This is a genomic window from Flavobacterium niveum, from assembly GCF_055231775.1.
Genome location: NZ_JBUYSX010000003.1, coordinates 407,240 through 427,083, shown reverse-complemented (window position 1 = coordinate 427,083; position 19,844 = coordinate 407,240). Strand labels below are relative to the sequence as shown.

Annotated in this window: 13 protein-coding genes; 4 read left to right on the top strand and 9 right to left on the bottom strand. The window is 43.1% G+C overall.

Features of this window, described 5'->3' with window-relative positions; translation table 11 throughout:
- Positions 1-454: 454 nt before the first annotated feature.
- Positions 455-3,007, bottom strand: a complete 2,553-nt coding sequence (locus tag ACZIX4_RS10305; protein ID WP_463335548.1) for an ATP-dependent Clp protease ATP-binding subunit — start codon at positions 3,005-3,007, stop codon at positions 455-457.
- 261 nt (positions 3,008-3,268) lie between these two features.
- Between ACZIX4_RS10305 and gyrA the strand changes: the two genes are divergently transcribed.
- Both gyrA and ACZIX4_RS10295 read left to right on the top strand, forming a co-directional pair.
- Positions 3,269-5,815: a DNA gyrase subunit A gene (gene gyrA, locus ACZIX4_RS10300; RefSeq protein ID WP_463335547.1), complete on the top strand. Its 2,547-nt coding sequence runs from the start codon at positions 3,269-3,271 to the stop codon at positions 5,813-5,815.
- 20 nt (positions 5,816-5,835) lie between these two features.
- Complete coding sequence (locus ACZIX4_RS10295; RefSeq protein ID WP_463335546.1) at positions 5,836-7,134, top strand: tetratricopeptide repeat protein; 1,299 nt, start codon at positions 5,836-5,838, stop codon at positions 7,132-7,134.
- 135 nt (positions 7,135-7,269) lie between these two features.
- Here ACZIX4_RS10295 and ACZIX4_RS10290 read toward each other — a convergent pair whose 3' ends face one another.
- Positions 7,270-7,698 (bottom strand): DUF1573 domain-containing protein, encoded by a 429-nt coding sequence (locus ACZIX4_RS10290; RefSeq protein WP_463335545.1) that lies wholly within the window; start codon positions 7,696-7,698, stop codon positions 7,270-7,272.
- Between the two features lie 155 nt (positions 7,699-7,853).
- Here ACZIX4_RS10290 and ACZIX4_RS10285 point away from each other — a divergent pair, with 155 nt between their 5' ends.
- The gene (locus ACZIX4_RS10285; protein WP_463335544.1) at positions 7,854-10,484 is read left to right on the top strand and encodes a valine--tRNA ligase; all 2,631 of its coding nucleotides are present in this window, start codon (positions 7,854-7,856) and stop codon (positions 10,482-10,484) included.
- Between the two features lie 92 nt (positions 10,485-10,576).
- On the opposite strand, the gene ACZIX4_RS10280 is transcribed toward ACZIX4_RS10285, so the two are convergent.
- From ACZIX4_RS10280 to gcvP, 4 genes are all read right to left on the bottom strand, one after another.
- Complete coding sequence (locus ACZIX4_RS10280) at positions 10,577-11,665, bottom strand: hypothetical protein (RefSeq protein WP_463335543.1); 1,089 nt, start codon at positions 11,663-11,665, stop codon at positions 10,577-10,579.
- A gap of 98 nt (positions 11,666-11,763) precedes the next feature.
- Positions 11,764-12,063: a type II toxin-antitoxin system RelE/ParE family toxin gene (locus ACZIX4_RS10275; RefSeq protein ID WP_463335542.1), complete on the bottom strand. Its 300-nt coding sequence runs from the start codon at positions 12,061-12,063 to the stop codon at positions 11,764-11,766.
- Positions 12,053-12,295, bottom strand: a complete 243-nt coding sequence (locus tag ACZIX4_RS10270) for an addiction module protein (RefSeq protein WP_463335541.1) — start codon at positions 12,293-12,295, stop codon at positions 12,053-12,055. The genes ACZIX4_RS10275 and ACZIX4_RS10270 overlap by 11 nt, the downstream gene beginning before the upstream one ends.
- A gap of 133 nt (positions 12,296-12,428) precedes the next feature.
- The gene (gene gcvP, locus ACZIX4_RS10265) at positions 12,429-15,278 is read right to left on the bottom strand and encodes an aminomethyl-transferring glycine dehydrogenase (protein ID WP_463335540.1); all 2,850 of its coding nucleotides are present in this window, start codon (positions 15,276-15,278) and stop codon (positions 12,429-12,431) included.
- A 136-nt stretch (positions 15,279-15,414) separates the two neighbouring features.
- Between gcvP and ACZIX4_RS10260 the strand changes: the two genes are divergently transcribed.
- On the top strand, positions 15,415-16,233 hold the full coding sequence (locus ACZIX4_RS10260; protein ID WP_463335539.1) for a UbiA prenyltransferase family protein: 819 nt from the start codon (positions 15,415-15,417) through the stop codon (positions 16,231-16,233).
- Positions 16,234-16,287: 54 nt separating this feature from the next.
- Here the strand turns inward: ACZIX4_RS10260 and ACZIX4_RS10255 are convergent, their stop codons facing one another.
- From ACZIX4_RS10255 to ACZIX4_RS10245, 3 genes are all read right to left on the bottom strand, one after another.
- Positions 16,288-18,909, bottom strand: coding sequence for a TonB-dependent receptor (locus ACZIX4_RS10255; protein WP_463335538.1), 2,622 nt, complete (start codon positions 18,907-18,909; stop codon positions 16,288-16,290).
- Positions 18,910-19,219: 310 nt separating this feature from the next.
- A complete protein-coding gene (locus tag ACZIX4_RS10250) occupies positions 19,220-19,465 on the bottom strand; it encodes a hypothetical protein (RefSeq protein WP_463335537.1) in 246 nt (81 codons plus the stop codon).
- 4 nt (positions 19,466-19,469) lie between these two features.
- Positions 19,470-19,829 (bottom strand): hypothetical protein, encoded by a 360-nt coding sequence (locus tag ACZIX4_RS10245; RefSeq protein WP_463335536.1) that lies wholly within the window; start codon positions 19,827-19,829, stop codon positions 19,470-19,472.
- Between the last annotated feature and the right edge of the window lie 15 nt (positions 19,830-19,844).

Below are 19,844 nucleotides of genomic sequence, written 5' to 3'. Positions count from 1 at the left end.
TATAGCTTCATCGGGAAAATGAAACCGAAAAAGCTGATTGTTAATACGTTATTTTAAGTTTGTTTAGGCTTTAAACTGTATTTAGGGATGCATGTATTACACCATACCGAAAATACAATTCAAGGCTCGCAAATATAGGAAAACTCATTCTAAATAAGGTGGTTTTATTTCGTAAAAAATCGATATAGATTTTGAGTTTTCAGTAAATTAAAGGTCTAAATTTTCTTTGATTTTTATAGTTAGAAAAGTTTTTTTTAAAGCGGTGTTTAGTCTAAGCAGGGGTGTGCTTTTAATAACTTATTTTATTTCCCCTGACAAGGCATTTTTAGTGGGGGAGTGGTGCTTATAATCGTTTTTTTTAAGCATCTAATGGTTTAGTGCTATAGGGGTGAAATAAAAATCCCTGCTTTTTAGGGCAGGGATTACTATTAACAATATAAATTAAGCTTAAAAATTAGCTTGCAGGATTTTCTGCCTTTTTAATGGTCACAACCAGTTCGCTGCCGCCATCTTCAAGGTCCATGAAAATTTCATCGCCGCTTGATATTTTAGAGGTGATAATTTCCTCAGCAAGTACATCTTCCACGTACTTCTGTATGGCACGTTTTAGTGGCCTTGCACCATATTGCTTATCAAAACCTTTGTCGGCAATAAAGTCTTTCGCTTTTTCGCTTAGCTGAATGTTGTAGCCAAGGTCCTTAACGCGGGCATATAGTTTTTCAAGCTCAATGGTGATGATTTTATCAATATGCTCTTTCTCAAGAGGGTTGAACACAATGATGTCGTCAATACGGTTGATAAATTCTGGTGCAAATGTCTTTTTAAGTGCAGCTTCAATAACACCTTTGCTGTGCTCATCAGCCTGCGACACTTTGGCAGAAGTACCAAAACCAACTCCCTGACCGAAGTCTTTTAGCTGGCGGGCACCTACGTTAGAGGTCATGATGATGATAGTGTTCTTAAAGTCAATCCTGCGGCCAAGGCTGTCGGTTAGGAAACCGTCATCAAGCACCTGAAGCATCATGTTAAATACATCAGGGTGGGCTTTTTCAATCTCGTCAAGAAGCACTACTGCATACGGCTTACGGCGTACTTTTTCAGTAAGCTGTCCGCCTTCTTCATAACCTACATATCCTGGAGGCGCACCAACAAGGCGTGATATGGCAAATTTCTCCATATACTCACTCATATCGATACGGATAAGCGCATCTTCACTGTCAAACAGTTCTTTTGCAATAACCTTGGCAAGCTGGGTTTTACCCACACCGGTTTGTCCAAGGAAAATGAACGAACCTATCGGCTTGTTAGGATCCTTAAGGCCCGCACGGTTACGCTGTATTGATTTTGCAATTTTCTGAACAGCTTCGTCTTGTCCAATTACTTTACCTTTAATAAGTTCCGGTAGTTGGGCTAACTTGTTACTTTCAGTCTGTGCAATACGGTTTACAGGGATGCCTGTCATCATGCTTACCACATCGGCCACGTTGTCTTCGGTAACGGTAACGCGGTTGTTTTTAGAATCTTCTTCCCACTGCTCCTGGGCTATGGCAAGTTCTTTTTCTATGCGTTTTTCGTCATCACGAAGCTTCGCAGCTTCCTCGTATTTCTGTTTTTTAACCACACTGTTCTTAAGCTCGCGTACTTCCTCAAGCTGGCGTTCCAGGTCAAGTATCTGCTTAGGAACATCAATATTTGTAATGTGTACGCGGCTTCCTGCTTCGTCAAGGGCATCAATAGCCTTGTCCGGAAGGAAACGCTCACTCATGTACCTGTCGGTCAGCTTCACACAAGCTTCAATAGCTTCTTGTGTGTAGATAACGTTGTGGTGGTCTTCGTACTTGTTCTTAATATTGTTAAGAATAGTAATAGTTTCAGGAACACTTGTAGGTTCTACCATTACCTTCTGGAAACGCCTTTCAAGTGCGCCGTCTTTCTCAATGTACTGGCGGTACTCATCAAGGGTAGTAGCACCGATGCATTGGATTTCGCCACGTGCAAGTGCCGGTTTGAACATATTACTTGCGTCAAGCGAACCCGTAGCGCCACCCGCACCTACAATAGTGTGAATTTCGTCTATAAAAAGGATGATATCGTCATTCTTTTCAAGCTCGTTCATAACCGCTTTCATACGTTCTTCAAACTGTCCACGGTACTTGGTACCTGCCACAAGGCTGGCAAGGTCTAGCGTTACCACACGTTTGTTAAACAGTATACGCGATACTTTTTTCTGGATGATACGCAGTGCAAGGCCTTCAGCAATTGCTGATTTACCCACACCCGGCTCACCTATAAGTAGTGGGTTGTTCTTTTTACGGCGGCTAAGGATCTGGCTTACGCGCTCTATCTCTTTTTCGCGGCCCACTACAGGGTCAAGTTTGCCTTCTTCGGCAAGTTCAGTAAGGTCTCGGCCAAAATTATCGAGAACCGGGGTTTTAGATTTTTTATTGGCCTTATTGCCCGGAGCAGGATTGCTGAAGCCGCTGTCGCCCCTCAGGCTGTCATCCTGTCCTGGATCGTCGTTATAGGATTCCGCTTTTGGCAGGTTATCCATAAAATCTTCCTCGTTTGATGTCATGCTAATGAATTGTTCTTTAACAGTTTCGTAATCAATTTTCAGTTTGTTCAGCAATTTCGTGGTAGGGTCGTTCTCGTTGCGCAGTATACATAACAACAAGTGTGCTGTGCTTATACTGGTGCTTTGGAAAACCTTGGCTTCCAGGAATGTAGTGCGTAGTGCCCTTTCGGCCTGGCGGGTAAGGTGGAGGTTTTTCTTCTCGTTATTACGCTCTGCCGTAGGGTTTGCAGGGCTTAGTATCTCTACCTTTCTGCGCAGGTGGTCCAAGTCTACCGATATGCTGTTCAGGATGGCAATGGCCTTGCCCTGGCCATCCCGTAAAATACCTAACATAAGATGTTCTGTACCAATAAAGTCATGGCCCAGCCGGAGGGCTTCCTCCTTGCTGTAGGTAATTACGTCCTTGACTCTTGGTGAAAAATTATCATCCATATTCTTCCTTTCTTTACTAAATGTAAATCTACTATTTTTTTAAGGAATTTGCAAAAACTGTACCCAACAAAGTACTGTCATGCTAATTGACAAAAAATACCTGACAAAAGAAAGTGTTTTATGCTTACTTTATCAACTATAGCTGGGGTTGCCGTTGTTGATAAATGAAGTAAAATAGTAGTTTTAAAATACGGAAATCATAATTTTATTGCGTATATTGGCGCGTTTTGTATTAACTATAAATTTTAATTATAACGACTTATGGCTGAAGGAGAAAAGTTAATTCCCATTAATATAGAAGACCAGATGAAGTCGGCCTACATAGATTATTCGATGTCGGTTATCGTGTCAAGGGCGCTTCCGGATGTAAGGGATGGCTTGAAACCCGTGCACAGAAGGGTACTGTACGGAATGTACGAACTGGGTGTACTTAGTAACAGGGCGCATAAAAAATCGGCAAGGATTGTAGGTGAGGTATTGGGTAAGTTCCACCCTCACGGCGATTCATCTGTATATGATACTATGGTGCGTATGGCCCAGGAATGGAGCCTTCGTTACATGATGGTAGACGGACAGGGTAACTTTGGCTCTATAGACGGTGACAGCCCCGCAGCAATGCGTTATACCGAGGCAAGGCTTAAAAAGCTCTCTGAAGATATAATGAGTGACCTTGATAAGGAAACTGTAGACTTCCAGCTGAACTTTGACGATACCCTGCAGGAGCCTACCGTAATGCCTACGCGTATACCTAACCTGCTTGTAAACGGTGCCAGCGGTATTGCCGTAGGTATGGCTACCAATATGGCCCCGCACAACCTTACAGAGGTGGTAGACGGTATACTTGCATATATAGATAACACCGATATTGAAATAGACGAACTGATGCACCATATAAAAGCACCTGATTTTCCTACAGGTGGTATTATATATGGGTATGAGGGCGTACGTGAAGCCTTCAAAACCGGCCGTGGCCGTGTAGTGCTTCGTGCCAAGACCAACTTTGAAGAAGTAGAAGGCCGCGAAGCTATTATTGTTACTGAAATACCGTATCAGGTAAACAAGGCCGAAATGGTGAAAAAAACCGCTGACCTTGTGAACGATAAAAAGATAGAGGGTATAAGCAATATACGTGACGAGAGTGACCGTAACGGTATGCGTATCGTATATATATTAAAGAAGGATGCAGTGCCAAACGTGGTACTGAATACTCTGTTTAAGTTCACGCAGCTTCAGTCGTCGTTTAGTGTAAACAACATTGCACTTGTAAACGGCAGGCCGGAAATGCTGAACCTGAAGGATATGATCCATCACTTTGTGGAGCACAGGCATGATGTAGTGGTACGCCGTACGCAGTACGAACTCCGCAAAGCAGAAGAGCGTGCACACATCTTAGAAGGCCTTATCATAGCCTCAGATAATATAGACGAGGTAATAGCCATCATCCGTAGTTCTAAAGACGGTGAGGAAGCCCGTGCCCGACTTATAGAGCGTTTCAGCCTGAGTGAAATACAGGCGCGCGCTATTGTAGAGATGAGGCTACGCCAGCTTACCGGCCTAGAGCAGGATAAACTTCGTGCTGAGTATGCCGACATCATGAAATTAATCGCTGAGTTAAAAGCACTCCTTGCCAGTAAAGAGCTAAGGATGGCCCTTATTAAAGAAGAACTTACAGAGGTTAAAGATAAATATGGTGATGACCGTCGTAGTCAGATAGAATACAGCGGTGGTGATGTAAGCATCGAAGACCTTATTGCCGACGAAAATGTGGTAATCACTATTTCGCATGCGGGTTACATTAAGCGTACGCCACTTAGCGAATACAAAACCCAGAACAGGGGAGGTGTAGGCCAAAAAGGTGTGGCTACACGTGATGCCGACTTCCTGGAGCATCTGTTTGTAGCTACAAACCACCAGTACATGCTATTCTTTACACAAAAAGGTAAATGTTTCTGGATGCGTGTATACGAAATCCCTGAAGGTAGTAAAACCAGCAAAGGACGTGCTATACAAAACCTTATTAACATAGAAAATGACGATAAGGTAAAAGCATTCATCTGTACGCAAGACCTTAAAAATGAGGAGTACGTTAACAGCCATTATGTAATAATGTGTACCAAACAGGGTATTGTTAAAAAGACCCTTCTTGAGCAATACTCACGCCCAAGGCTAAACGGTATTGCTGCTATTACTATCCGCGAAGACGATGAGCTGCTTGAAGCGAAACTAACTACCGGTGAAAGCCAGGTGCTTATAGCCGTTAAGAGTGGTAAGCTTGTCCGTTTTGAGGAAGGTAAGACCAGGCCAATGGGACGTAGTGCCAGCGGTGTACGTGGTATTACCCTTGCCGATGAAAAGGACGAGGTAATTGGCATGGTATCTGTAAACGATATGAACAGCGAAATCCTTGTGGTATCTGAAAACGGTTACGGCAAGCGAAGCAGCCTTGAGGATTACCGTATTACAAACCGTGGCGGTAAAGGTGTAAAAACGCTGAGCATTACCGATAAAACGGGTGGGTTGGTATCTATAAATAACGTTACCGATGCTGATGACCTGATGATTATCAATAAATCGGGGCTTACCATCCGTATGATGGTGAGCGACCTGCGTGTTATGGGCCGTGCCACACAGGGTGTACGCCTTATAAACATTAAGGGTAACGACTCTATTGCGGCTGTTGCCAAGGTAATGCGCGAGGAAGAAGAGGAAAACCTTGAGGGCCTTGAAGGAGTAGAAGGTATTACCGATGAAGGTACCGATGCTACTACTGCCGAAGATACGCAGGAAGATACAAATACAGACGAATAAACAACAATAACAAAATAATTATGAAAATTAAATATGCCGTAGCGGCTTCGCTGCTACTCTCAGTTGCTGCTTATGCACAAAAAGACGAGCTGAAGGCACTAAAAAAACTTGATGAGCTTAAGACTCCGCCTACAGAAGCACAGATTAAAGAATATAACGACCTTTTTGCTGCATTTGAGTCTAAGATAGGCAGTGCAAACGAAGAACAAAAAAGGGATTTTTATTACTATCGCGGTACGTATTATCTATTTGTTGATTTAGCCCTAAACCCGGCTAACGCAGTAAATGCAATCACCAAGGGTATGGACGACGTTAGTAAAGTCCTTGAAATAGAGAAAAAAGGTAAAAAGAAATATACAGACGAGCTTGAGCAGCAGAGCCTGCCTCAGTTGAAATCTGAAATATTGCAACTGGCCGAAACTGCTACACAACAAAAGCAGTATAAAATGGCTTCGGTTGCTTATGAGTTAGCTTATAAAGTAGACCCTAAAGACCCTTTCAGCCTTTACAATGCCGGTGCTATGGCATTAAATTCTCAGGATTACGATGCAGCATTAAAAGATTACCTTGAGCTTGATAAAATTGGTTTCACAGGTGAATATACCTACTATATAGCTACCAATAAGTCTACGAGCCAGGATGAAACTTTCCCTAGTAAAACGGTTATGGATATTGCCATCAATACTTCTAAAACCCATACAAACGGAAGGGAAACAAAGCAGCCTTCAGTAAGGCCCGAAATCATTAAACAAATAGCCCTTATCTATAAAACAAAAGGTGAAAAGGAAAAAGCAAAGACATTTTTTGCTAATGCACGTAAGGAAAACCCTGATGACCTTGACCTTTTGCTTACCGAGGCAAACCTTTACTATGAATTAGGTGATACAGCTACTTATAAAAAACTTATAGGCGAAGCTGTAGCTAAAAGCCCTAACGACCCAATTTTGTTCTACAACATGGGTATCGTTACTACACAGTCACAACCTGCTGAAGCGGAAGGTTACTTTAAAAAAGCTATTGAGCTTAAACCGGATTATTTTGACGCGCTTGTGGCATTGGGTACCCTTCAGCTAAACGGCGAGCAAAAGATTATTGATGACATGAACAAGATTACAGGCAACACTGCTAAAGACAACCAAAAGTACGAAGCGCTTAAAAAACAAAGGGCGGCACTTTATAATAAAGCACTGCCATATCTTGAACAGGCCCATAAAGTGAAGTCAGATGACCAGTACGTAATTTCAGTACTTGCCGGTATGTACCAGGCACTAGACCGTACTGCTGATTATAACGCTATGAAAGCTAAGAGAAAATCTTAATAGTATTTTCATATTAATAAGCACATTAGCCTCGCAAATTGCGAGGCTAATTTTTTTACTTTAATCATCAAACAAAAAAAATCCCTGAACAATCTATTTTGCTCAGGGATTTTTTATTTACCAGACAGTATTTAACTACTGGTCCATTATGGTCTTTTTCTTTTGCAGTACATCTACCTTTTCTTTTTCTATTACCTCGCCTTTAAGCTTTAGCACTACGGTGCCACCGGTAACATTTACAGCATTGCTCTGTACGGTTATCGTCTTACGTATAGGCCCGGCATGCATGTTATACTTTACTTCAATCTTTCCGGTTTGTCCCGGTTTTATCGGGTCTTTCGGCTTACTGGGTACAGTACATCCGCAAGATGATTTTACTTCGGTAATTACAAGGTCAGCATCACCGGTATTCTTAAACTCAAACACCCTCAGGCCGTTATCTTCGTCCTTATTAGTAGTACCATAATCTATGGTATCGCTTTTATATTCTATTTTGGCGCCCTGTTGTGCATTGGCAGTAACAACGATAAACAGCATGGCTACTAAGTGTAAAAATTTCTTCATGTATTATGCATTTTGTATCCGTAAAAATAAACATATCCGCTATACCCACAAATAATGCCTGTGTTTTTTTGTAATTGTGCTTATATGGTTACTTTTGCATTTAATTTTACAAAATCCGCGCCATTTTTCAGGCGTTTATTTAAGTTAACTGATATATGAGTATTCCAGCACAATTTGACCCGAAAGCAGTAGAGAGTAAGTGGTACGACTATTGGATGAAAAACAATTATTTCCATTCAGAACCCGATAGCCGTACACCATACACCATAGTAATCCCGCCACCAAACGTCACCGGGGTGCTGCACATGGGCCACATGCTGAACAATACCATACAGGATGTACTTATACGCCGTGCACGCCTTAAGGGCTTTAACGCCTGCTGGGTGCCGGGTACAGACCATGCCAGTATAGCTACCGAAGCTAAGGTGGTTGCCAAACTGAAAGCGGAAGGCATCAACAAGGCTGACCTTACCCGTGAGGAATTCCTGAAGCATGCATGGGAATGGACCGAAAAATACGGCGGGGTAATTTTAGAACAGCTTAAAAAACTGGGCGCTTCGTGCGACTGGGAACGTACCAAGTTCACTATGGATCCGGATATGAGCGCTTCGGTTATAAAGTCGTTTGTAGACCTGTATAACAAAGGCCTTATTTACCGTGGCTACCGTATGGTAAACTGGGATCCTGAAGCTAAGACTACGCTAAGTGACGAAGAAGTTATTTACGAAGAGCGTCAGGGTAAACTGTACCACATTAAGTACCAAATAGAAGGTACTGATGATAGCATTATAATAGCCACTACACGCCCGGAAACCATTTTGGGCGATACCGCTATATGCATCAACCCGAATGATGAGCGTTATACGCACCTGCAAGGCAAAAAGGCTATTGTGCCGATTGCCAACCGTGTGATACCTGTTATTTTTGATGAGTATGTAGATATGGAATTTGGTACCGGCGCACTAAAGGTGACTCCGGCACATGATGTGAATGACAAGGAACTTGGCAACAAGCACAACCTTGAAATCATAGATATATTTAACGAAGATGCCACACTGAACAGTTTTGGCCTGCACTATGCCGGTAAAGACCGTTTTGTGGTACGCGATGAAATAGCCAAAGAGCTTGAAGCCATTGGCAGCCTTGAAAAAATTGAAACGCACCTTAACAAAGTTGGTACATCAGAGCGTACCAAGGCGGTTATAGAACCAAGGCTTAGTGACCAGTGGTTTCTGAAAATGGATGAACTGGTTAAGCCTGCGCTTAAAGCCGTACTTGAAACCGAGGAGGTAAAACTATACCCGAGCCGTTTCAATAACACCTACCGTCATTGGCTTGAAAACATCCGCGACTGGAACATATCGCGTCAGTTATGGTGGGGCCAGCAGATACCTGCTTACTATTATGGTGATGGTAAAGAAGATTTTGTGGTTGCCGAAACCCCTGCTACTGCACTGGAACTGGCTATAGCCAAAACCGGTAACACTGCACTTACTGCCGCCGACCTGAAACAAGATGTTGATGCGCTTGATACCTGGTTCAGCTCTTGGTTATGGCCAATGAGTGTATTCGGTGGTATATTGGAGCCTGAAAACGAAGAGTTTAAATATTACTACCCTACAAATGACCTTGTTACGGGTCCGGATATCCTTTTCTTCTGGGTAGCAAGGATGATTATTGCAGGATATGAATACGCAGGCGAAAAACCGTTTACCAATGTATACCTTACCGGCCTGGTACGCGACAGTCAGCGCCGTAAGATGAGTAAGTCACTGGGTAACTCTCCGGATCCGCTTGACCTGATAGAGAAATTCGGTGCCGATGGTGTACGTGTAGGCTTGCTACTGAGTGCTTCTGCAGGTAACGATATACTGTTTGACGAAGAATTGTGCAACCAGGGCAAAGGCTTTACCACCAAGGTTTGGAATGCGTTCCGACTGATAAAAGGGTGGGAGGTAGCCGACATAGCCCAGCCGGAACATTCGGCGAAAGCCATAGCATGGTACGAAGCCAAGTTACAGAAAACGCTTGCTGAGATAGAAGACCATTTTGAGAAATACCGTATCAGCGATGCGCTTATGGCTATTTATAAGCTGGTTTGGGATGATTTCTGTTCATGGTTCCTGGAAATGATAAAGCCGGGCTACCAGCAGCCGATAGACAGCGCTACTTTTGCCAAGGCTATAGAACTGCTTGAAAGCAACCTGAAACTGTTGCATCCGTTTATGCCATTCCTTTCAGAAGAGATTTGGCAACATATTGCTGAGCGCAGTGCCGAAGAAGCGCTTATCGTATCGAAATGGCCTGAAGCCAAACCGTATGATGAGAAGCTGCTTGCTGACTTCGAATTTGCTACCGAGGTTATAGCGGGTATCCGCACCATAAGGAAGGATAAGAACATTCCGTTTAAGGATGCTATAGAACTGAAAGCTATCAATACCGAAAACGCTTCTGAAGCCTTTGACAGTGTGATTACCAAGCTGGGTAATGTAAGTGCTGTGGAATACGTTTCAGACAAAGTAGGCGGTGCGCTTACCTTCCGTGTGAAGAGTAACGAGTACTTTATCCCTGTAACGGGCAATGTGAACATTGAGGAGGAAATAGCCAAGATAGAGGAGGAGCTTAACTACAACCGTGGTTTCCTCAAATCGGTACAGGCGAAACTTAGCAATGAGAAATTTGTAAACAGCGCCCCTGAAAAGGTAGTAGCCATAGAGCGCCAGAAAGAGGCAGATGCCCTGGCTAAAATAGCCGTACTAGAGCAAAGTATTGCTGCACTTAAATAGTTTACTATGTAAATATTATAAAATAGGCCGCTGAAAAGCGGCCTATTTGTTTTTCTATTTTGTATAAATTGAGGAATTTAGCAATCCTAAATTTACTTAGTAGTTGCTTCCTGGTAGGTTATTTTACGTTCTACGTTGAAGGCAGGCTTACTGAAAACAACTACTGTTTTTTTCGTCCAGTTGTTGTGGTCGTCGTAGGTGTATACGTACTTACGGTCGTCCAGTACCTTGCCTGTTGCATCGGTTGTACGTACCGAAACCAGGTTACCCTTATCGTCATAAATATTTTCAATAGTAACTTTAGGCGAGCCTTTTCTCTCGCGTTCCCGTAATGTTACGTTCTTATCCTTGTCGTATTTATACGTATCTGTAGTTTCAGAATTATCATAGCGCTCTGTAGTTATATGCCTGAATACATTATCGGCAGCATCGTAGTTGAATATTTCTACGTACTCAGTTTGGCCTTTATCGTCTGTGGTTTCTTCTTTAACAAGGTTTTTACCGGTATACTGGTACGTAGTTTTATAGTTCAGCTTTTCTTCGCTGTAACGGCTTTCGGCAATTTTCAGGTTCTGTGCATTGTACTCATACTTTGCTTTTACCTTTATAATTTCCGTACCCATGTAAAGGTTTTCACCTATAAGGTTGCCCTTATCGTCGTACATGTAGGTACTCTTATCCAGTGGATTATCCTGGGCATTGTAAGTTATCTTCTCTATCGGTTTACCGTTTTCATACTTGTAAGTGATTTTACCCAACTGGCTGTTATCGGGGTTACGGCGTATGGTGGCCAGTATATTGTCTCCGGCGGCATCCCATTGGTTTTCCGTAACCATAGAAGGTACCCCATTCAAAAACTGGGTACGCCTTAGCAACTTTTCCCTGCCGGTATATGAAGACTCTTCAAAAGCCTTATTGCCAAGCCATTTCTTTTCAGAAACCAACATACCGATTTCGTCAAAGTAAAGGTCGGTATCGTGTTCAGAGGCTATTTCATTGCCTGGCTCATTTTTACCGTCAGGGCCAACTTTAAATGATTTTTCAGATACTGATGTCACATTGCCTTTTAGCTTGTAAAAGTCGAGATCAGTTTTTTCGGGTTTGGTTTCAGCCTGAGATTTTTTTTCATCTGCGCACGATGCAAGCAGGAATAAGGAAAGCGTAATATACAGGTATTTCATTTATTGTTTGTAGAATTAGTTTAATGCCAAAAATCTGTCTTTTTTATGAGAAAGTCAAATGCTTTATAGCCTAAATACAATAAAAGATTTATAGCCCTTTACTCTTTTTCCCAGATTTCAGGATTTCGTGAAGTGTGATACACTGCCAGAATATTGACCTGGTTTTCTTTAAGCAGAAACTCATAGTGTATCCCGTACGGGAATTTATTTGTGAAGGCTACCCGAATGTTGGAATATCTAATTCCGTAAGCTGCTGGATTTTCAATAATATTGTTTACCATATTACTTACTTCTTTAAGAAATATATGACCTAAACCTTTACGGGCATTATTATACCATTCAGCAGCTTCTTTTAAGTCTGATTTTACGGTATCAGCAACATGTTTTTTAATTTTCATCACCCAGTTCCTTTTCTAATTCTGTCATCATAGTGTCAAAATCGATTAGGGATTCAGGATGATTTTTTATGTGCTGTTGTCTGCGAAGTGTTTCTTTTTTTTGCCAGGCAGGGATATAAAAATCCTCTTCTATTGTTATAGATATCGGTTTTTTCTTAAACGCGGCCTTAATCGTTTCAATGAAATCCGGTGAAATTTCGTCGGCAGAAGAAAAATGAAAGGTAGTTTCCATAGCTGAAGCTTTTTACCAAATTTACTAATAAAAGATATACAGTAAAATAATAAGCCACGAATTACACTAATTTTCACCAATTGATTAGTGAAAGTAAGGTAATTCGTGGCTGAATTATTTAAAAGAGAAACTCTTAGTTTTCCATGTAAGCCTCTATAGGCGCGCAAGAACAAACCAGGTTACGGTCGCCATACGCATCGTCTACGCGGCGTACCGCAGGCCAGAATTTATTTTCCTGAAGGTACTCCAGCGGATACGCTGCTTTCTCACGGCTGTAAGGAAGGTTCCAGGTATCAGCAGTAAGCATGGCAAGCGTGTGCGGAGCGTTTTTCAGTATGTTGTTCTTATCTTCAGCGGTAGCCTCGTCAATTTCCTTACGGATAGAGATCATGGCATCGCAGAAACGGTCAAGCTCCTCAAGGTTTTCGCTTTCGGTAGGTTCTACCATCAGCGTACCTGCTACCGGGAACGATACCGTAGGCGCGTGGAAACCGTAGTCAATAAGACGCTTAGCGATATCCGTCACCTCAATACCATTCGCTTTAAACGGACGGCATTCCAGGATCATTTCGTGGGCAGCACGGTTCATTTCGCCAGTATATAGTGTATCAAAGTGGCCTGCAAGGCGCTCTTTAATATAGTTGGCATTCAGTATGGCATGCTCAGTTGAACTTAGTAGTCCATCAGCACCCAGCATGGTAATGTAGCCGTAAGAAATAAGGCATACAAGGGCAGAACCCCATGGAGCCGCTGATATGGCAGTAATAGCCTTATCGCCACCTGTAGCCACAACCGGGTTAGTAGGCAGGAACGGTACAAGGTGCTTAGCCACACATATAGGGCCTACACCGGGACCACCACCACCGTGAGGGATAGCGAAGGTTTTATGCAGGTTAAGGTGGCAAACGTCAGCACCAATGGTACCCGGGTTGGTAAGGCCAACCTGAGCGTTCATGTTAGCGCCGTCCATATATACCTGTCCGCCGTTTTCGTGGATAATGTTTATAACCTCTATTATCGAAGCCTCGTATACACCGTGGGTAGACGGGTACGTAACCATAAGGCAGGCAAGGTTGTCCTTGTGCAGTTCTGCTTTGGCTTTAAGGTCTTCAACGTCAATGTTTCCGTTTTCAGAAGTTTTGGTAACCACAACCTCCATACCGGCCATATGCGCAGTAGCAGGGTTGGTTCCGTGTGCAGAAGCAGGGATAAGGGCAATGTTCCTGTGGCCTTGTCCTATAGACTCCTGGTAGGCGCGGATAACCATAAGGCCAGCGTACTCGCCCTGTGCGCCACTGTTTGGTTGTAGGGTAGTACCTGCAAAACCGGTAATCACATTAAGTTGCTCTTCCAATTTTTTCAGCATGGTCTGGTAGCCCTGTGCCTGCTCAAGCGGTGCAAACGGGTGGATGCTGTTCCAGCTTGGTAAGCTTAGCGGAAGCATTTCGGCAGCAGCGTTAAGCTTCATGGTACAAGAACCAAGAGAAATCATACTGTGGTTAAGGGCAAGGTCCATACGCTCCAGCTTTTTGATGTAGCGCATAAGAGCCGTTTCGCTGTGGTATTTGTTGAATACCTCGTGCTTCAGGAACTCGCTGGTACGTGAAAGGCTTTCAGGGTAGTTTGCAACCGCAGAAAGTCCGGTAACCGTTTCAGCAGTTTTACCGGTAACTTCAGTAAATACAGCAATGATATCATTAATGTCGTTTACCGAAGTAGTTTCGTTAAACGCTATGCTTACGGTGTTTTCGTCTATGTAGAAGAAGTTGATTTCCTTAGCTTCGGCAGCAGCCTTAACTTTGGCAGCATCAGCTTTTACCACAAGGGTATCAAAGAAAGCAGTATTAGTCTGGTAAACACCAAGCTTGTTAAGCGCATCGGCAGTAGTTGCAGCAGAAGCATGAACTTTACCGGCTATGTACTGTAGGCCTTTAGGGCCGTGGTATACGGCATACATACCAGCCATAACAGCAAGCAGTACCTGAGCAGTACAGATGTTTGATGTAGCTTTTTCACGTTTAATGTGCTGCTCACGTGTTTGCAGCGCCATACGCAGTGCACGGTTACCGTTAGTATCGATAGTAACACCGATGATACGGCCCGGCATAGAACGCTTGTACTCTTCTTTAGTAGCGAAGAACGCTGCGTGAGGCCCACCGTAACCCATAGGGATACCAAAACGCTGTGTAGTACCTACGGCAACGTCGGCACCAAGCTCACCCGGAGAGGTAAGCACGGCAAGGCTTAAAATATCGGCAGCAACCGCAGTTTTAATACCGTTTTCCTTAGCTTTGGCAATAAATGCGGCATAATCGTACACCTGGCCGAATTTGCCAGGGTATTGTAGTATGGCACCGAAGAAATCCTGAGAGAAATCAAAGGTTTCGTGGTTGCCCACCACAAGCTCTACGCCTATAGGTGTAGAACGCGTTTGCAGTACGCTAAGGGTTTGCGGAAGTATTTCTTCGCTAACGAAGAATTTGTTTACGTTGTTCTTTTTCTGGTCGCGGGTACGCACGTCAAAAAGCAGTGCCATAGCCTCAGCAGCGGCAGTACTTTCGTCAAGCAGCGATGCGTTTGCTATTTCCATACCTGTAAGTTCTATTACAGTAGTCTGGTAGTTAAGCAGCGCTTCAAGGCGGCCCTGTGCTATCTCAGCCTGGTACGGCGTATAGGCGGTATACCAACCCGGGTTTTCGAAAATATTACGTTGTATAGGTGCAGGTACAATGGCAGGGTGGTAGCCCAAACCGATGTACGACCTGAAAATTTTATTGGTGCGGCCCAGCTTGGTGATATGGTTGTAGTACTCATACTCGCTAAGTGCAGGATCCAGGTTTAGCGGTGCTTTCAGGCGGATGTCGTCCGGAAGTGTTTCGTAGATCAATTGGTCCATGTTTTCCACGCCAATTGTTTTAAACATTTGTTGGAGGTCAGCCTCCCTTGGCCCAATGTGCCTCAAAGCAAAAGCATCTGTTTTCATGTTGTGTTGAGTGCGTTGTTTTTAAAGGCACAAAATTAGTCATTTTTATTCAAATTTTTATCTGTGTATAAACGTGATTTTGTGAATTTTTCAACACAAGTTAATAACCTTTGTGATATTCGCTAAATTTGTAATTATGGCAGTACTAAAACGATTGTTTAGCTTTTATATACACGGCAGCATCCACGTTTCGGTGGCGGTGCTAAGCCTTGTATTGATGACCAATCACATGTTTTCACTGCCGTTAAATGCTTACATGGCGGGCTTTGCGTTCTTTGGTACGCTGTTCGGGTACAATTTTATAAAATACGAAAGCCGTTTCCGCAACAGGCTTCCGCTTAGCATCTTTCACAAAGCCGTTTTAATAATTAGCCTGCTATCACTTGTAGCAGGGGCGTGGTGTTTTTTCATGCTTTCGCATAAAGCGCAGCTTGCCGCCCTGATACTGTTTGTTTTTGCAGTGCTGTATGCGGTACCTGTTTCGCCTAAAGGCAACCTGCGGAACCTTGCCGGGATAAAAATATACATCGTTGCGCTGTGCTGGGCGGGCATCACTACGCTGATGCCGTTGCTCAATGCCGGGCTTGATTTGGGCCATGACGCCTGGCTGAAATTTTGCCAACGCTTTTTGCTTGTCATTATCCTGATACTGATTTTCGAAATCATCGATCTCAGTGTAGATGACCCGGCTTTGAAAACCGTTCCCCAAAAGATAGGTATTAAAAACACCCGTTTGCTGAACCTGTTTTTATTGGCACTGTTCTACTTCCTGGAATTTTTTAAAACCCATACCGACATGCACCAGCTCATGGCTAACGTGGTGCTTATATTTACCGTAGGGTTGTTTACTCAGTTTGCCAGCCCACAGCGTCCTAAATACTACACCCTGTTTTGGGTGGAAAGTGTACCGGTGTTTTGGCTGGGTTTGTTGCTATTGCTGGATTATATAGTATAAAAGCCTCCCACACGTATGCAGGAGGCTTTTACAGAAAGAAAATAATTGCCTTATTTAGAAATTGTAACGCATGCTAAAGTTCCATGTCCTACCGTTTCCGAAGAAAGCGTTATTGGTAACATTTATTCCTTTGTAGGTTGTAACACCTTCGGTAACCTGGTTTGCTGAAGTAACTTCAGAAAGGTAAACCTCGTCAAAAACGTTGTTTACGTTTGCCCTGAATACTATAGATGTTTTAGGGAAGTTAATCCTGTATGTAACACCTGCATCTACAAGGTCGTAAGACGGTAGGGCCACGTAGTCTTCCAGTACGGTATCAGAGTACAGGCTTGAATAGTTCCTCCAGTCGGCATCTATACTCAGGCCTTTGGTTATTTTATAAGCAGCGCCAAGGCCTACAGTACTTTGGGCAGCACCGCCTACTTTCATATCTTTTACGTTAATAACGTCTTCACTAAGTATGTTCCTGTTTTCATCACGCCTTACTACAAATACGTTATCATCGTATTTCCAGTCGCCAAGCGATACAAATCCCCTTACATCAAGAGCCGGTAACGGACGTGTATGTACATCAAGTTCAAGTCCTTTGTGTAATTGGTGTACACCTGAGTTAGTACTGTAAACAAGCATATTTGTTTCTGCGTCAGTGGTACTTGTGGTTGTAACCCTGTCTTTCCAGCGGGTAATGTATCCGTTAAGGTTAGCGTCTACATACTGGCTGCGGAAACGGTAACCGGCTTCAAATCCTGTAATTTTTTCATTCTCGGTAAGCGGGTTAACCGTGTTACCAAAGTTCAGGTAAATGTTGTCGTGGAAAGGCTGCTTAGAGTAGAAACCTGCATTAGCAAATAGGGTATGGTTTTCTGTAATACTATAGCTGGCACCACCCTTAATGTTATAACCGGTGTTGTTTACCTTAGCCGATTTTTCTTCTGCCTGGGTATATCCCCAACGGTCCCAACGTACATGGCTCTGGTTAGAAAAAGCACCTTGTGCAAATACAGAGAAATCATTGGTAGCATATTCTACCTGCCCGAAAACACCGGCGTAACTTATACGCTCGTCATAGTCATAGTCTATCTTCTGTGTATCGGCTGGCTTATTTGTAAACGCACTCCACGGGTTAGCGCTGTATTGCTCTGTAACCACATAACCGTCAAGGTGATGGTAGTTATAGTCCAGGTTTGGCTGGCCGGCATCATAAGCAGGTACCCTGAAACCGCTTAACCCCATAAAGTTAGATACTTCCCTGTAGTGGGTACCTTTATAAGTACGCAGGTCTATACCGGCATTGTAGCTAAGGTTTTCTGAAATTTTATGGTTAAAGTTACTTACCACACCATACCAGGCGTGGTTGTTTACCGAATTACGGATAAGATAAGAGTTAGAAAGCTGGCCTATACCATCGGGTAATGCCATGTTGTTATTTCGTATGGTATTAAAATCAATATGCCCGTCTGCAGTATATTTTTTATTAGATGAAGCACCGAAGTTACCGGTACCGCCACCACGGCCCCATGAAGCATATAGTACAGTACTAAGGTTCATTTTATCATTGATGTTAAAGTCCCAGTTAAGGTTAGCTACTGGCTTATGGTAGTAATTTGTCCTTTCGCTAAGGTAATCTCCGTCAAGGAAACCGTAGTTATTGTTGTACTTACGGCCATATTGCAGGTACCTTGAAATAGGCTTGGTAAAGTTTTGATCGTGCCATTGTGGTGCACCGAATACAAGGAAGTTAAAAATATGCTTTTCGCTGGCTTTGTAACCAAACGAAAGGAAGTAGTTATAACCTTCACCATAGGTACCACGGTTGTAGCCGTCTCCGCTCCATTTGGTAAGCATGGCACTCACACCCAAACCATTTTCCATAAGGCCGGTATTGTAGCCTACAGTAGTACGGGTATAATCGTTGTTCCCTATCATAGACTGGGCAAAGCCGCCTTGTTTAAGGTCGGTAGCTTTGGTAACTATGTTTACTGTACCACCCACTGAAGATATGGCAAGCTTAGATGAACCAAGACCGCGCTGTACCTGTACAGAGTTGGCCACGTCGGTCATACCGCTCCAGTTACTCCAGTACATGTTACCGTCTTCCATACCGTTTATAGGCTGTCCGTTCAGGAGGAATGCCGTATTTGTCTGGTCGAAACCACGCACATACATTTGCGAATCACCATAACCACCGGCCTGGCTGGCTACGTAGATACCCGGTGTATTTTTCATAACCTCAGGAAATTCCTGGTTACCTGATTTTTCCTGTATTTCGCGGCGGCTTATGTTGCTTACGGCTACAGGTGTACGCCTGTCTTGTGCAAGGTCTATAACACCTTTACCTACAATCACTACACCTTCAAGTTCAGTTGTATTATCGCTCAGGGTTATTGTACCTACACTTAGGGGCGTACCCGGAGTAATGGTAAAATCTACCGTTTGTGAACTAAACCCAAGGAAGCTTACTATTAGCTGCCCACTTGTTGTTTGTGTGCTTAGGGTAAAGTTACCGTTTGTATCGGCAGTTGTGGTATCACTACCGCCACTAACAACGATTGAGGCCCCGGGTAATGGCTGGCCATCGGTATCGGCAACTGTACCGGTTACTGTTTCCTGTGAAAATGCTATCCCTGCAAACAGCAGGAATACCACAGTGAAAAACGATGTGAAGTTCTGTTTCATTTAGGTTACTTTTAATTAGTTGCTGCCAAAAGTCTTTTTCACGGCGGAAAAGCGTGTTAAGGCAGCGTTAAAACCAAATGAGTTTACAGAAATGTAACAGTAGCGGGCTGTTTTTAAGAGAATTTTATGAAATCTCGTAAGAACCGTTTATACTTGCTTTTCACAAAGGTAACGGTAGGATAATGGCTATTGTTTGATTTTTAAGCAAAGAAATATAAAGCTTGTCAGAATTGATTTATTTGCCAATACATCTGAACATTATACACAAGCAATCCCGTATATACTGTGGCAAACAGCACAAACAATGCATTCATACCATAACTGCCAATTTTAAAAATAGTTTGCTGCGGTATCTGGTAATTAACCCAAAGCTAAAATTAAGCCCCTGTATGTAGCGCCCATAGGTTTTGGCAATTTCCTGGTTCAGGGGTTTTAATTGTTTTACATCGTTGTACCAGTCGAAAACACGGTGGCGTATGTAGGGATAAATGAGTGCAGTGAATATTTGGCCGATACCTCCCAGTATAATGAGCCAGTTTGGAATGTTGATAATCATGATTTTAAGGTTTATAGTTAATAAGGTCTTTCAGTGCGTGCCAGCTTAGGCATACTGAGTAACAAGCAATTAGCATGGGGATTATAATGAGTAAAATGGGGCGTAGTAGAGGGTAAATGTTTGAGAGGCCGAAGAATAATATTAGCCATACACCGGTTATTCCCCAATACAGGCCAAGTGCGGTTTTTGTTTTGGAACTAAAAAAACGCATGGATACCAATTGTATTATGCCAAACGACAACTGGTAAAACCCCAGCCAAAACTGGAATGACAGGCCTTTACCCCATGTTGCTGTATGCACCGATATGGTTACAGTAACAAACACCAGGTTTACAATGTGAAGGAAGCGGAACAGGGCTATCATAATTTATATTTTAAT

What these genes read in the sequence shown, in the direction of transcription:
- ACZIX4_RS10260 (WP_463335539.1), top strand. Translation starts at nt 15,415, where the DNA reads ATGGCAGTACTAAAACGATTGTTTAGCTTTTATATACACGGCAGCATC.
- ACZIX4_RS10270 (WP_463335541.1), bottom strand. Translation starts at nt 12,295, where the DNA reads ATGGAAACTACCTTTCATTTTTCTTCTGCCGACGAAATTTCACCGGAT.
- ACZIX4_RS10305 (WP_463335548.1), bottom strand. Translation starts at nt 3,007, where the DNA reads ATGGATGATAATTTTTCACCAAGAGTCAAGGACGTAATTACCTACAGC.
- ACZIX4_RS10245 (WP_463335536.1), bottom strand. Translation starts at nt 19,829, where the DNA reads ATGATAGCCCTGTTCCGCTTCCTTCACATTGTAAACCTGGTGTTTGTT.
- gyrA (WP_463335547.1), top strand. Translation starts at nt 3,269, where the DNA reads ATGGCTGAAGGAGAAAAGTTAATTCCCATTAATATAGAAGACCAGATG.
- ACZIX4_RS10290 (WP_463335545.1), bottom strand. Translation starts at nt 7,698, where the DNA reads ATGAAGAAATTTTTACACTTAGTAGCCATGCTGTTTATCGTTGTTACT.
- gcvP (WP_463335540.1), bottom strand. Translation starts at nt 15,278, where the DNA reads ATGAAAACAGATGCTTTTGCTTTGAGGCACATTGGGCCAAGGGAGGCT.
- ACZIX4_RS10280 (WP_463335543.1), bottom strand. Translation starts at nt 11,665, where the DNA reads ATGAAATACCTGTATATTACGCTTTCCTTATTCCTGCTTGCATCGTGC.
- ACZIX4_RS10295 (WP_463335546.1), top strand. Translation starts at nt 5,836, where the DNA reads ATGAAAATTAAATATGCCGTAGCGGCTTCGCTGCTACTCTCAGTTGCT.
- ACZIX4_RS10285 (WP_463335544.1), top strand. Translation starts at nt 7,854, where the DNA reads ATGAGTATTCCAGCACAATTTGACCCGAAAGCAGTAGAGAGTAAGTGG.
- ACZIX4_RS10275 (WP_463335542.1), bottom strand. Translation starts at nt 12,063, where the DNA reads ATGAAAATTAAAAAACATGTTGCTGATACCGTAAAATCAGACTTAAAA.
- ACZIX4_RS10250 (WP_463335537.1), bottom strand. Translation starts at nt 19,465, where the DNA reads ATGATTATCAACATTCCAAACTGGCTCATTATACTGGGAGGTATCGGC.
- ACZIX4_RS10255 (WP_463335538.1), bottom strand. Translation starts at nt 18,909, where the DNA reads ATGAAACAGAACTTCACATCGTTTTTCACTGTGGTATTCCTGCTGTTT.